The sequence below is a fragment of the Streptomyces sp. NPDC058239 genome (genome assembly GCF_042882185.1).
Lineage (GTDB): Bacteria > Actinomycetota > Actinomycetes > Streptomycetales > Streptomycetaceae > Streptomyces.
Genome location: NZ_JBHVWS010000039.1, coordinates 35,035 through 46,872 on the forward strand (window position 1 = coordinate 35,035; position 11,838 = coordinate 46,872).

Annotated in this window: 23 protein-coding genes; all 23 read right to left on the bottom strand. The window is 67.3% G+C overall.

Annotated elements, in window-relative coordinates; all coding sequences use genetic code 11:
• Positions 1–9: 9 nt before the first annotated feature.
• Positions 10–375, bottom strand: coding sequence for a hypothetical protein (locus tag ACFVYE_RS32195; protein ID WP_389607893.1), 366 nt, complete (start codon positions 373–375; stop codon positions 10–12).
• 44 nt (positions 376–419) lie between these two features.
• A complete protein-coding gene (locus ACFVYE_RS32200; RefSeq protein ID WP_389607894.1) occupies positions 420–596 on the bottom strand; it encodes a hypothetical protein in 177 nt (58 codons plus the stop codon).
• Between the two features lie 441 nt (positions 597–1,037).
• Complete coding sequence (gene ssb / locus ACFVYE_RS32205; RefSeq protein WP_389607895.1) at positions 1,038–1,556, bottom strand: single-stranded DNA-binding protein; 519 nt, start codon at positions 1,554–1,556, stop codon at positions 1,038–1,040.
• Positions 1,553–2,362 (bottom strand): hypothetical protein, encoded by an 810-nt coding sequence (locus tag ACFVYE_RS32210; RefSeq protein WP_389607896.1) that lies wholly within the window; start codon positions 2,360–2,362, stop codon positions 1,553–1,555. The genes ssb and ACFVYE_RS32210 overlap by 4 nt, the downstream gene beginning before the upstream one ends.
• Complete coding sequence (locus ACFVYE_RS32215) at positions 2,359–2,835, bottom strand: WhiB family transcriptional regulator (RefSeq protein WP_389607897.1); 477 nt, start codon at positions 2,833–2,835, stop codon at positions 2,359–2,361. Before ACFVYE_RS32215 ends, ACFVYE_RS32210 begins: the two co-directional genes overlap by 4 nt.
• Positions 2,832–3,068, bottom strand: coding sequence for a hypothetical protein (locus tag ACFVYE_RS32220; RefSeq protein ID WP_389607898.1), 237 nt, complete (start codon positions 3,066–3,068; stop codon positions 2,832–2,834). The genes ACFVYE_RS32215 and ACFVYE_RS32220 overlap by 4 nt, the downstream gene beginning before the upstream one ends.
• Positions 3,065–3,565, bottom strand: a complete 501-nt coding sequence (locus ACFVYE_RS32225; RefSeq protein WP_389607899.1) for a RusA family crossover junction endodeoxyribonuclease — start codon at positions 3,563–3,565, stop codon at positions 3,065–3,067. The genes ACFVYE_RS32220 and ACFVYE_RS32225 overlap by 4 nt, the downstream gene beginning before the upstream one ends.
• A complete protein-coding gene (locus ACFVYE_RS32230) occupies positions 3,562–3,927 on the bottom strand; it encodes a hypothetical protein (protein ID WP_389607900.1) in 366 nt (121 codons plus the stop codon). The genes ACFVYE_RS32225 and ACFVYE_RS32230 overlap by 4 nt, the downstream gene beginning before the upstream one ends.
• Complete coding sequence (locus ACFVYE_RS32235; protein WP_389607901.1) at positions 3,924–4,145, bottom strand: hypothetical protein; 222 nt, start codon at positions 4,143–4,145, stop codon at positions 3,924–3,926. The genes ACFVYE_RS32230 and ACFVYE_RS32235 overlap by 4 nt, the downstream gene beginning before the upstream one ends.
• Positions 4,142–4,507, bottom strand: coding sequence for a hypothetical protein (locus tag ACFVYE_RS32240; protein WP_389607902.1), 366 nt, complete (start codon positions 4,505–4,507; stop codon positions 4,142–4,144). Before ACFVYE_RS32240 ends, ACFVYE_RS32235 begins: the two co-directional genes overlap by 4 nt.
• Positions 4,504–4,983 carry a hypothetical protein gene (locus tag ACFVYE_RS32245; RefSeq protein WP_389607903.1) on the bottom strand — a complete coding sequence of 160 codons (480 nt, stop codon included), beginning with the start codon at positions 4,981–4,983 and terminating at the stop codon, positions 4,504–4,506. Before ACFVYE_RS32245 ends, ACFVYE_RS32240 begins: the two co-directional genes overlap by 4 nt.
• On the bottom strand, positions 4,980–5,498 hold the full coding sequence (locus ACFVYE_RS32250) for a hypothetical protein (protein WP_389607904.1): 519 nt from the start codon (positions 5,496–5,498) through the stop codon (positions 4,980–4,982). Before ACFVYE_RS32250 ends, ACFVYE_RS32245 begins: the two co-directional genes overlap by 4 nt.
• Positions 5,495–5,632, bottom strand: a complete 138-nt coding sequence (locus tag ACFVYE_RS32255; RefSeq protein ID WP_389607905.1) for a hypothetical protein — start codon at positions 5,630–5,632, stop codon at positions 5,495–5,497. Before ACFVYE_RS32255 ends, ACFVYE_RS32250 begins: the two co-directional genes overlap by 4 nt.
• A complete protein-coding gene (locus ACFVYE_RS32260; RefSeq protein ID WP_389607906.1) occupies positions 5,629–6,078 on the bottom strand; it encodes a hypothetical protein in 450 nt (149 codons plus the stop codon). The genes ACFVYE_RS32255 and ACFVYE_RS32260 overlap by 4 nt, the downstream gene beginning before the upstream one ends.
• The gene (locus ACFVYE_RS32265; protein WP_389607907.1) at positions 6,075–6,341 is read right to left on the bottom strand and encodes a hypothetical protein; all 267 of its coding nucleotides are present in this window, start codon (positions 6,339–6,341) and stop codon (positions 6,075–6,077) included. Before ACFVYE_RS32265 ends, ACFVYE_RS32260 begins: the two co-directional genes overlap by 4 nt.
• 40 nt (positions 6,342–6,381) lie before the next feature.
• Positions 6,382–6,834, bottom strand: a complete 453-nt coding sequence (locus ACFVYE_RS32270; protein WP_389607908.1) for a hypothetical protein — start codon at positions 6,832–6,834, stop codon at positions 6,382–6,384.
• Between the two features lie 107 nt (positions 6,835–6,941).
• Positions 6,942–7,295: a hypothetical protein gene (locus tag ACFVYE_RS32275; protein ID WP_389607909.1), complete on the bottom strand. Its 354-nt coding sequence runs from the start codon at positions 7,293–7,295 to the stop codon at positions 6,942–6,944.
• 176 nt (positions 7,296–7,471) lie between these two features.
• A complete protein-coding gene (locus ACFVYE_RS32280; RefSeq protein WP_389607910.1) occupies positions 7,472–7,696 on the bottom strand; it encodes a hypothetical protein in 225 nt (74 codons plus the stop codon).
• 134 nt (positions 7,697–7,830) lie between these two features.
• Positions 7,831–8,370 carry a hypothetical protein gene (locus tag ACFVYE_RS32285; protein ID WP_389607911.1) on the bottom strand — a complete coding sequence of 180 codons (540 nt, stop codon included), beginning with the start codon at positions 8,368–8,370 and terminating at the stop codon, positions 7,831–7,833.
• Positions 8,371–8,591: 221 nt separating this feature from the next.
• Positions 8,592–8,963, bottom strand: a complete 372-nt coding sequence (locus ACFVYE_RS32290) for a hypothetical protein (RefSeq protein ID WP_389607912.1) — start codon at positions 8,961–8,963, stop codon at positions 8,592–8,594.
• Positions 8,964–9,588: 625 nt separating this feature from the next.
• Positions 9,589–10,755: a hypothetical protein gene (locus ACFVYE_RS32295; RefSeq protein ID WP_389607913.1), complete on the bottom strand. Its 1,167-nt coding sequence runs from the start codon at positions 10,753–10,755 to the stop codon at positions 9,589–9,591.
• The gene (locus ACFVYE_RS32300) at positions 10,755–11,501 is read right to left on the bottom strand and encodes a ParA family protein (RefSeq protein WP_389607914.1); all 747 of its coding nucleotides are present in this window, start codon (positions 11,499–11,501) and stop codon (positions 10,755–10,757) included. The genes ACFVYE_RS32295 and ACFVYE_RS32300 overlap by 1 nt, the downstream gene beginning before the upstream one ends.
• A 192-nt stretch (positions 11,502–11,693) precedes the next feature.
• Positions 11,694–11,834: a hypothetical protein gene (locus tag ACFVYE_RS32305; RefSeq protein ID WP_389607915.1), complete on the bottom strand. Its 141-nt coding sequence runs from the start codon at positions 11,832–11,834 to the stop codon at positions 11,694–11,696.
• Positions 11,835–11,838 lie beyond the last annotated feature (4 nt).

Here is an 11,838-nt window from a genome sequence, read left to right on the forward strand (position 1 = left end):
GGTGCAGGGTCAGCGGGTGGAGTCGTCGCTGGGGTCGGCGGCCTGGATCTGGTCGGCGATAGCCCGGACCTCTCCAGCGCCCAGGGCGGGGCTGTGCAGGCCGTGGGGGAACATCAGGTCGAAGACGTGGCGCTTCAGCTCTTGCTGCCGCTCACCCCATGCCGTTGCCGCAGGTACGCCCTCCGTGCTGGCGAGACGAATCCACTCGGTGCGCCACTCCTCGGCCGGACCCGTGCACGCGATACCGATGAGGCGGTCGGCCATCGATACCGGCACACCGGTCGGCGCGCCGTAGGCGGCTGCGGTGCGTGCTTCGTCGTCCTCGATGAGGGTGGCGGTGGCGTAGAGGGCTTTGACTACCTGCGTGTGGTCCACGGCTTGTCCTTCGGATGGGGCGGTGTCTGTCAGGCAAGGGATGGTCAGGCGACGCGGTAGTTGCGGGCCTTGTAGCCGAAGTCGGCCCACTGGGCGGCGTGCGCGGGGGCGACCTCGGTGAGGAGGTGCTGCCGGATCTCGTCCGCGGCTCCGTCGGACACGGTCGTCACGGTGTCAGGGACGGTGTAGCCGTCAGGGTCGATGAGTCGCAGTTCGGGCATCAGCCGACCTCGGTTTCGACGCAAACCCAGTCATCGGCGCCCTTGGCGAAAGACAGAACGCCCGGGCGGCCCTTGCCTGGACGGGTGGGCCTGATCGCCAGGAGCTGCTTCCCGGGGTTGGCATTGTCAGGACCAGTGCTGACGACCGTGCACGAGTAGCTGAAGCCAATGCGGATTCGCGTGCCTGGCTTGAGGTTCCGCGTCCTCTCCCATGCGGCTCCAGGGAAGGGGATCGGAGGAGCCGGGCGGTTGGCTGCGGCGTTCTGCATTGGCGTTCCCTCTTTCGCTTCGGCCCGCGATGTGCGGGTCGTTGTCGGCCCCATAAGACTACCCACATTCACATGGTGAACACAATAGGAATGACGAGAGTGGATGCACCCGGGCACGACAAAGGGCCCGGCCCCCGAACCGGGAACCGGACCCTCAGCCACGCGCCTTCTGTCAAACCGGCGGGGGCTCGTCCGCGCCGCTCCCCTGCCCCCAACCACCGCCACCAGTCGGCCGGCCCGTACCCGGCGCCCCCTGCGCCCACGGATCCTCCGCCGACGCCTGACCCTGGGTATGCCGCGCCTGCTGGTACGCCTGCTGCCCCTGACCACCCGACGCCTTCGTCACCTTCGCCGTTGCCCGCGAAAGGCTCGGCCCTATGGCATCGATACGAACCGCCATCTTCGACCTCTTCTGCCCGGTCTGCTTGTCCTCCCACGACTCCTGCACCACACGCCCCGTCGCCACCACCTCCATCCCCTTATCCAGGGAGTCCGCGATGTTCTGGGCGAGCTGCTTGAATGCCTTGCAGTCCCAGTACGTGACGTCAGCGTCCGACCACTCGCTGGTCTGCTGGTCCTTCACCCTCCGAGACGTGACGATCGTGAACGCCACTACCGCTGTCCCCTGGGCGCTGAAACGAAGTTCCGGCACTGCGGTGAGCCGGCCTGTCAGGGTGATGTTGCTGCTCATGCTGCTTCTCCCATGCTGATCGAATCGTTAGTAGCGGGCGTACCGCCCGCGAATCCCACACGCTGCTTCGGCGACGGCTTGCTCCCACGTTTCGCCCGGATCGGGCCACCTGCATCCCGGTAACTCGCCCCGGACAGCAGAGACGTGATCGTCCTCCGGGACCGGCCGTACTGCATCGACAACTCCAGGTCCGTCACCCCACCCGCCGCGTACTTCTCACGAATCTCGACGACCTGAGCATTGGTGAGATCGGCGTGCTTCTCACCTCTCCGCAACACCGGGGGAAGCTCCCGGCCAGCCCGCGTGTACGCCTTCCGCAACCGGTTCACCGCGTTCTCCGTGGTCCCCTTCGGGAGACGGCGCAGCTGGTCAACCTGACGCAGTGACATACCGCGGTCCGCGCACTTCTCCAGCGCAACCAGCAACTCGGCGTCCGAAACGTCCACCGGAAACCCGTCCACGAAACGCTGCACAGCAACAGGGTCGACGTACTCACTGCCGCAGTCGGGATCGGGCACCGCCGCCAGGTCACGGACCGGCCGGTACTCACCCCAGTGCGGGACTGTCAGAGCGCCGTCCTCGTTGAAGTCCAGCCAGCCCAGCGCCTTCCCCATCGGCTGGTCAGGGTCAACCAGGCCGGCCAGGACCACGATGAGGGCGCTGCGCTGCGCCTCATCCAGACTCTCGAGGACTTCCTGCACATCCTCCGGACCACCATCCCCGTGGACGAGGACGGCCAGGTGTGCGGCAACAGGCAGCATGTCCTCGGCAAGGTCGCCCCGCTGCTCGGCGGTCAGGGTGCTCATGCCGCCACCTCCTCGGAGGCCGCGTCCAAAGCGTCACGCTCAAACCGGAAATAATCCAGGGCCTTCCGGACCGTACGGCGGCTCACACCAAGCTCCGCAGCAATCGCAACCTGCGTCACCCGATCCGCGACCCGCTGCTCTATCAGCTCCTGCCGTGCAATACACCGGTCGAACTGCCAGTGAAAAGACGCCTCGTACAAGTCCTGCCGCTCGTCCTCCGCCAAACCACCCCACACCCCGAAGGACTGCCGGGTATCGACCGCCCAGTCGAGGCACTCCTGCCGGACGGGGCAGACCGCGCAGATCTTCTTGGCCTGCTGGATGCTCCGCCGGGCCTCGTCGCCGAACCCAGCAGGGAAGAACAGTTCGGGGTCGATCCACTGGCACGCGGACTCGTGGCGCCACGACAGGTCGGTGGTGGCGTTGCGCGGCATTACTCCTAGGGCGGCGGATTCGATGGCGGTGGCGGTCATGACAGGTCTCCGGAGTTGGTGTTGTCGACGATGGCGATGGGGATTGTGACCGGCCAGGCGATGATGACCAGGGTCATGAGCAGGGGGGCGAGTGCGGGCTGCGTGGTGGCCATGAGGTCGAGGCGGGGGTCTTCTGCTCGGAGTTCGTCCCAGAAGTGGCCGAGTAGTTGGGCCAGTGCCCCGATGCCTGCGAGGTAGATGAGGAATGCCGCGTAGGCCAGCCATGTGGTCATGACGGGTCTCCGAGGGTGTAGAGGCGGATGACGGCGCCGGGGTGGTTGAGGGCGTCGGGGTGTTCGCCGGGGAAGGTCTTGGTGGCGGTGACGCGGATGATGCGGGAGTCGTCGACGACGGCCTGGGCGTCCGCAACACCGTCAAAAGTCGAACGGATCAGCTTGTCGACGTCGCCGGAGTGGCGGGTGATGGGCCACGTCCGCTTCCGCTTGGGGGCGCTGGCGGGCTTGAGGACGGTGAACACGATCTCGGCTTCGAGGGGACCGTCCAGCGCGGTGGCGTGGGCGATGTCCCGCATGGCAAGGGTGGTGGCGGCGGTGACGAGGGCTCGCCAGGGCTTGACGCGCTTGGACTGTTCGACGAGGACGGCGGACACCCGGCCGGAGGCGGCGTTCAGGCGGTGCCCGGCATACCTCTTGCTCCCTTGAGGAGCTGGCCGGCCATGGACGACGACGGTCAGGCGGTGCTGCCGAGCCGTGTCGGGTGCGGTGGTCACTTGATGCCCCCCGCGATGGCCTGAGCGATGGCGTGGGCGTGGTTGGTGTTGCACCAGCCGCACGTTCCATCGTTGGTCACGTACTCGGAGGGCTCCAGCGCGGAGAGGCAGCCGAGCCATTCGGCGACGGCAAGACCCACAACGGGGGAGGCGAACGCGGTCAGGTAGGCATCGACCTGTTCGCGGTGCTTGGCCCACGTCTCGATGAGGACTGTGGGCTTCTCGTGGTCGTCGACAACGACGGGGCTCTTGCTGCCGAGGGTGTGTCCGGTCTCCCAGCGGGTGCGGTCTTCGTGTGCGGCGTTGGTGGCGAGGTCGCGGAGCTTGTGGGAGATGAGCTGGAGAGCGTGGTCGGCGTTCATGCGGCGTACTCCTGGATGGGTGTGGGGCCGTGTGGGGTGTCGCGGAGGTAGGTGGCGTGGCCTGGTCGGTGGCCTAGATGCCAGTGGTCTGCGTAGTTGCAGTGGTAGGTGCGGAAGGCGGGACCGCCGGTGCGGCGTATGCGGTTGGCGGCTCTCTTGGCGAACCGGCGGGTGGTGAACCGGGTTTTGCCGAGGCAGGCGATCTCGTACTCGGTCACCGCGGTTCGTCCCGGTGGTGGATGCGGGCGAGGGCGACGGTGATGGGGATGGCTCCGTCGGCGTTTGCGGGGCAGCGAACCCAGGTGCCTTGGTCGTCAAGTCGGGCGTGCCAGTGGTCGACGATTTCGACGGACATGTGGGCGGGGAGGATGGCGTCGACTTCAAGCGCGAAGGTGTTCTTGTCGTGGTGGCCGACGCTGATGAGGTTTCCGTCCCAGTTCCGGTATCCGGGGTGTCCGGGGTAGGGGTAGCCGAGCTGGTTGTCGCCGCTCTCGGCGAGCACGAGGGCGTTGGCGTCGGTGCGGACGACGAGGTCGGTGACGAGGCCTTCGATGTACGTCTGGTCGTGGGGCGTGCTCACCGGGTCGGCTCCTCGGCGTGGGTAACCGTGCAGCCGGTACTCGCCATCACGTTGTCGACGGCGGCTCGTACCGCTGTCTGGATCTCCGCCACCAGGTCAGGGCGAAGGTCCGGGTGGGTGGCGATCTGCACGGCGGTGTCCCATCCGCTGGTGGTGCAGTACCAGCCCATCGCGGGGTGCGGGGTGAGTCCTGCTGCGCCGAGCTGGATGGCCCACGTGGACACGTCGGCGGCGCTGGTGATCAGGGCGTGGATCTCCTGCTGCGCGGCACGGAACTCGTCGGTGTCATCGCCTTCCGGGTCAAGAAGTTCGGCCCAGGTGCGGGCGCTCCCGTCCTTCTCGGTCTCTACGGACGGCACCCGGCCGCGCTCCATGCCGTCGCCCACGCACCCCTCGTCGGAGTTCTTGGCGAGATCGGCGTGCTGGCGGGCGGCTTCGGCGCGGAGGTCGGCTTCGGTGTACGGCTGCTGAGTCATGACTGCGGGTGTCCCTTCGGCTTCTCGTTGTCGGCGGTGCGGTTGGCGAGGCCGGTGTCGATGGCATCGCGGGTGAGGGCTTGGGTGTCGGCGGTGGTGGCGGCGGCTTGCGCGAGGGTGAGGGTGCGGGGCCGGCCGTGGAGCTGGGTGCAGTGGGCGGTGGCCGCGGCAGCGTGGCGGAGTTCCTGGCCGGTGGTGATGTGGTGGTGGTGTATGGCGCCCTGGGGGCAGGGGGTGAGGGCGTCGAAGCCGGTGGTGTCGGGTGTGTGGGTGAGGGTGGCGCCGGAGGGGAAGTGGGCGCGGACGCTGCCGTCGGGCTGCGGCGTCCAGGCGGTTATGGGGATGAGGGGGAGGTCGGCGAGGCGGGCCTGGTAGGCGGCGGTGATCTGGGCTTCGGTGATGAACTCGGGGTCGGTGTGGGGCCGGACGGGGAGGACCGCGCGAACCGCGGTGATCGGGGTCTTCTTCGGTGCGGACCGTGTGGGGTGCGGCTTGGTGCTGGACTTCCTGCTCACGGTTTGTCTCCGTCCGGGTCCGGCGGGTCTTGCGGGTTGGTGGTGCCGATGCCGTGCTGGGAGGCGCAGATCATGGCGATGGCGACGGCTCCCAGCACGAGCGCGATGAGTTCGGGTGCGGTGGGCCAGGTCACGGAGTGGCGGTGCCTGCCTTGTCAGCCGCATCGGGGCGCTTGAATCCGCCGCGCGCTACAGCCCGGCGGACGGCTCGGGCCTGGTGTTCCCAGTGCGACCTGTCGTCGTCGGTGAGGGTCTCCCAGCGCTGGCCGTGCTTCCCGAAGCGCCAGTGGAGCCAGGCCGGGAGAGTGTCCGCGTCCTGCTGGTCGGCAACCGGGGCGTCGGCCATAACCGGGGCGCCAAGGCGCTCGAACAGCTCGTTCAGTCCGGCCGGGTCCCAGTCCGCGTACGTGTCGAGCCAGTTCACGGCGTCGTCGCTGTACCCGGCGGCCTCCAAGAGACGTGCAGCCTCGTGCAGGATCTCAGCGCGGTAGGCGTCTGCCAGCTGCTCGCACTTCTCGAAGGCGGGCTCATTCGGCAGGGCAACCAGCGCGTAACCGATCAGGTCCTCGCGGGCGCTCATGCGGCACCGCCCAGAACGCTGTGGGCCAGCTCGAGCTCGGCGACCGTTACGGCGCGCTGCTCCCGGTCGATCTCCCAGACGCGGGCGGCGTACCCGGCGGCGTACTGGGCGACGGGGTGGTCGTCGATGAGGTAACCGAGGCGGACGATGAGGGTGGCGAGGCCGGTTCCGGCGCGGTGGTCGTCGTAGGCGTCGGCGCGGCCGGCGTAGAACGCGGGGTCGTGGCCGCCGGTGATGGCGGGGGCGAGGGTCATGGTGGTCATGGCGTGGGTCCGTTCTGGGCGGTAGTGCGGCGGACGGGCGTCAGGCGGCGTTCTGGTGCGGGAAGTCGGTGAGGGCGTCGGCAGCCTGGGCGGCGCGGAGAACGGCACCGATGACCTCCGGCATGCTCGGCGGCTGATCGTCGGCGTTGCCGGTCCATACGGGCGTCATGGCCCAGTGGCAGACGTGCTCGATGTGGTCGTCGGCGCCGGTGTTGAGGTCGGTGGGCGGCAGCGTCGGGAGGACGGCGGACAGCATGCGGATGGCGTCCATGGCGGGCTCGCACACCTGGATCTGAAGAAGGGCGGCGTCCTCGTCGGTGAGGAAGCAGTTCGGGGTCTTGCCGGTGGCGGCACGGAACACTGCGGCGCAGATGTCGAGGCGGCCATCGGCGCTGGCGAACTGCTTGCCGGTGTGGAGGCCGTAGTAGTTCAGGACGTGGGCGGCGGTGCGGAGGATGGTGCCGGTGCTGGTGCGGGGCAGGGTCAGGTTCATGGCGGTATCCCGTTCCGGGCGTGGTGTGGAAGGCGGGCACCCGGCCCCGGGAGCTACTGCGCACCCCTTCGGGTGTGGTGCTCGACTCGGGGCCGGGGAGCTGGGGGTTACTGCTCGTCGGTGGCGCAGTGACGGTCGGCGCAGGTCTCGCACTGGATGCGGCCGAGGTTGTAGCCATCCGATTCGCCGAAGGGGTGGGCGTCGGGGTGGTTCGCGTCGAAGATGCGGCCGCAGTCCCAGCAGTTGGGGCAGGAGCACTTGGCGATCTCGCCCCCGTCGGGGAAGCGGATGCCGACGAGGGTTGCGGCGACGACCATGAGGAGGCGGTAGTCGTCGTTGTTGGTGGCGTTGTCGGCCTGGCCCATGAGGGTGTCGAAGCGGTCCTGCACGTGGGTGGGGAGGGCCGTGTAGTCGACGGTGGTGGGCTGTGTCGGGGCGTGCGTCATCACGGCGTTGGCCATCGTGGGCCTCCATGGATGGGGTACTCCGGGACGCTGTGTGCGTCTCGTTGTCGTCTCCGTAAGACTACCCGCATTCCCATGGTCAACACAATAGGAATACGTGAGGGCATGAGAAAGCCCCCCGCCGCCGGGCTGGAGGCCCGGGGGTGAGGGGCGATCAGGTGGTGGCCGGCCGGTCAGGCCGCGTCGAGCACGAACTCCTTATGGGCCATCAGGATGTCGCTGTACGAGACGTAGACCTTGCGTCGGTACTTCTCGACGTACAGGTCCTGCTCTTGTATCCACCGCTTGATGTCGTCGGTGGTGACCGGGTAGCCGGTGTCCTTCAGCTGGTCCCTGATCTCCTCCAGGGTCAGCATGTCGCTGGCAACCGAGTACGGGACGATCGTTTGTATGGCCACAGGGTGCTCCCGGTGTCGGCTTGGCCGTCGTTCGCAGCTCCGGCGGCCGATACAGGGGGTGGATTCAAGGAATCCGCTTGAGGGTTTTACGTGATGAAGTTGTGGTGTCGGCAGGTAGACCGTCGAGGGGTCGGTCAGGTTGCACGGCGCGCTACCGCGCTTTTCCGGGCGATGTACTCCTGGGCCAGCCGCTTCAGCTCCCAGGTGTTGCTGACGCCGTCGTTGTCGGTGCAGTAGTGGTTCACGCACAGCGCCCGCCTGGTCTTGTCCTGCCAGTACATGCCCACGCATCCGCACTGGGGGCATGGGTGCTTGCGCACGACGCTGGTGTCGCCCGCGGCGATGGCGTGCTCGAGGCCCTGCCGGTAGATGATCGCCTCGCGGGCGTTCTGCTGCTCGGCTTCGAGGTGGGCGGTGTGCTGGCGGCAGTAGTCGTAGACCCGCTCGGCGGGGCCAGTGAACGGGCCGGCGTCGGGGGCGGCGGTGCGGGTGTGGTGCTCAACCTCGTGCACGGCGGCGCGGATGCGGTCGAGGACGCCGAGGTCCACGGGGGCGGGTGCGTGGGTTGGGCGTGATGATCGCCCGTCGCCGGGTCCGGATCGGGCGGGCTGGACGAATTCCTGCTGCAGGAGGCGGAGTCGCTGTGCGGTGGTGTTGTCGGCTCCCGTGCCCATTGCGTGTCCCCGTCCCGTAGTCCGGCCTGGGGGCGCGTTGCGTGACTGTTTGTGAGCCGGGCGCGCGCCGGAGGCCGGAGGCTGTTACTCCGGGTGATTCCGGACGCCCCAGTCTGGCACGAGTTGGTCGTGAGTTGAACCGTAAGTGGTAAGTGATCAACGGTGTGTATGGGGCTGTTGCCGACTTGTCACAGATCAACCCGCATTAGTGCCCGGCATATTCACAGGGCTTCGGGTGCCCCGCGCATGCCGTGAATCATCCCGGCGAGGTGCCGGTACTCCTCCTCCCCTACCAGGCGCTCGGCAAGGGAGCCTTCGAGCACGATGAGAACGGCGTCGAGCGTGATCCGGTACGCGTCTGCGGTCGCCTCGTCGGACAGAGTCCGCTGATGGCGCTGGAACACGGCCTCGAAGGTGACGGCCAGCTCCTCCTGCGGTGTGAGAGCCGCCGCAGGTTCAGACGGGGCGGGCTGAGGCGTTCGCCGGCCACGGCCGCTGCGTGCGGTGCGGCGGCCGAACTGGATGACGGTGCCGTGACTGCCCGGGGGGCCTGGGGGGCCGTCGGGGTGTACGGGCTTGGCGGATGAGGGCATGGGGCGTCTCCGCTCCTCCGACATGTGGGAAGGGCGACCCGTGGTCACAGTCCGCGGGCCTCCCCCGGTGCGGCTGCCGGTGGCCAACCAGGGAGTGCCCACTGTGACACCAATGTCGCCATGTCGGTAAGTGGAGCCTGAGTTTTGATCCGGTCGTGACCCCGGCGGGGGTAATCTCCCGGCCACTCCCCGCGTAGGCGTCCTAGTCGCGGCATGAGGAAGCCCCCGCGGCTTGAGGGGGCGGAGTTTTGCCGACAACGACCCACCAAGCCGCAGGGGCTCGAGACCTCACGGGCATACCCGCCAGATGTCGGTGATTGTAGTCCGGGAGTTCTCCACGCCGGGGGGAGTTGTACGAACCGGGTGGTGGGTGGGGTGCGGGGGCGGAGGCGCTGCGATCCCGGCGAAGGGAGACCTCCGACCCCGCGGCCGGTCACCTCGTGGGGCGACAGCGCCTCCAGCCAAGTCGGTGGTGTGTGCACGGGGAAGGGGCGTGACGTCTAATCACTCGGTCGTGTGACCGAAAAACCCCGGCAAGGCGCAGCTTTTCGACCGGATCTGACCACACACGACAACGACCCCGCTCCCCCACCAATGGGCGGAAGAACGGGGCCGAACGTAAGAACTACTTCTGCCTGGATGCCATGGCTTCGGCAGCTCTCATCCTCTTCGTCTCTTCGATCTTGTAGTCCACCAGCAGCTCGGTCACCCTTCGCCTGGTTGGTACATCAAGCTCGGCAATGATCAGGCCCGTCAACGTCTCCGGATCTTGAGACGGCAGTCGGCCGACGACGTCTTCGGCGCGCTGGTCGGCCGCCTCGGCGTCATCAGCTGCACCAGGCTCGTTGCGCGGCTCTGGCAGAGACGTCGGCGGCGTCTCAGCCAGAGGTGCCACAGTGACGGGGGGCGGGGCTGCTGACTCCGCCTGCACCGCGACTGCGGGAGCGGGCGAACGGGCTTCCCGCGCATCCTCCACGACGGGCTGGGTTTTTACGGCCGTAAAACTCGGCGCCGTTCCCGAACTCTGAGGTTGCACTCCGATGGCCGGGACAGGCGTCGGCGCAGTGTTCTTCTTGCTGGCCTTCCTGTCGGCCGCGGCAGCCTGCTTGGCTTGCTGCTGCTGCGCCCACCACGCCAGCTGCTCCTCCGAAGACCAGCTGTGGTCCTTGACCAGCTTCCCGAGCTTGCGCGCGTGCTCCAGTGGCAGATCGCGCCGCCGCACCAGGTCCTGCGCCTCGGGGGCCAGCCTCAGCAGGATGCGGCGCTGGGACACCCAGGCGTCGCCTCGTTCGTAGTGCTCGGCTACAGCCCGAGCCGTGCCGAATGCCTGCACCAGGACGTCGACTGCGTTCGCCTCTTCGATCGCGTCGAAGTTCTGACGGTCGATGTTCTCGGACACGACCGCGTCGAGGAACGTCTTCCGGGTCTCGGCCACGTCGTCGTTGATGACGCATTCAAGCGCCGGAAGGTCAACCGCGGAGGCGCCACGAAAGCGGCGCTCTCCGCTGACGATGACGAAGTCGACGTTGCCGATCAGTTCCTCGTGGTCCCACAGCTTCAGGTACGCCGTGCGTGTCACCACGGGCAGGGCCTGAAGTTGGCGGCGCTTCAGGCTGCGGCCGAAGTCTTCCAACTCTGCCCTGGTGCCAAAGTCCTTCCGCGGATTGACCCCGTTAGGAGACAGCCGATTTAGGGGCACGCGAAGCAGCCGGCCATCAGCCCGGGTGTCGACGATCGGACCCTCGTCATCTCCACTGATGAAGTCGTCGAACTCGTCGTGATTGGACGCCATCACAGAACCGCCTGCTTCTGACGGCGGATCTGGTGCTCAAGGGCGAGGGATACGAAGTCTTGCTTGGCTTTGGTCGAGGTGTGGTTCGACTCGTACTGGGTGCAGAACCGTCCGTTGATGATGCCGCGGGTATGCGGCTTGTAGTGGCGGATGGTCGTGTTGTAGAGGTTCCAGCCTCGGCGCTGAACCATGCTGATCGTCCGATCGCGGTCGGCCTCTCCGTCACGCGGATCCCAGTTGTTGACGAGTACGCCGTAGGGGATCTGGCGCGGAATGAGCACTCGCTCGATCGTGGTCTTCGTCGGCCTGAATGCGGCGCCTTCGGCTTCAAGGGGGACGATCACGTCGTCCGCGACGTCGAGGATGGCGCGCAGGGCGTCGCCTACGGTGCCGTCGCCCAGGGGATCGATCGACTCGTCGTCTTCTTCCTCTTCGTTGAGGGGCATGAAGCCGGGGGTGTCGACGATGATGAAGTCGGCCTTGGCGCGGCGAAGGCGACGGAGTTGCGCAACATTGTTGTGGGCGTTCACCACACGGAAGGGGACGTCTCGGCCGGCCTTCCTGACCTCGTCGGCGTGCTCAACGCTGGTGGCCTGGGGGTCTATCGAAACGACCGCCACGGACGGGTTCGTGCCGTCGGCTCCGCTGTTGCCGAGGATTTCGGCGTAGACGGCGGCCAGGTTGACCGTGATGAGCGACTTGCCCACCCCGCCCTTCCTGTTCAAGAGCACGGTGATGTAGGGCATCTTGCTGTCTCCGATTACTTCCCGATGTTCCGGTACTCCGGACTGCAGGCAGTCTCTCAGACGTGCAGAGAAGGTTCGGAGAGGGCGGGCGGGATCCGCCGAGTTTTACGGCCGTAAAAAAACCCGGTGCACCGGACATGTCTGCCTCATGGTTCGCGGATCAGCTTGCGAGGGGTTTTACGGCCGTAAAACTCACCGCTCCGCAGGATCGCCATGCAGCCATTCGTCGACCTGATCGGCTTCGCCTGCTGGCTCGATGACGGGCTCGCGGAACAGGTTATGGTACTGCGGCTTGGGCAGGCGTGCGGATCGCTGCTGGGGGAGTTCGGTCATGGTG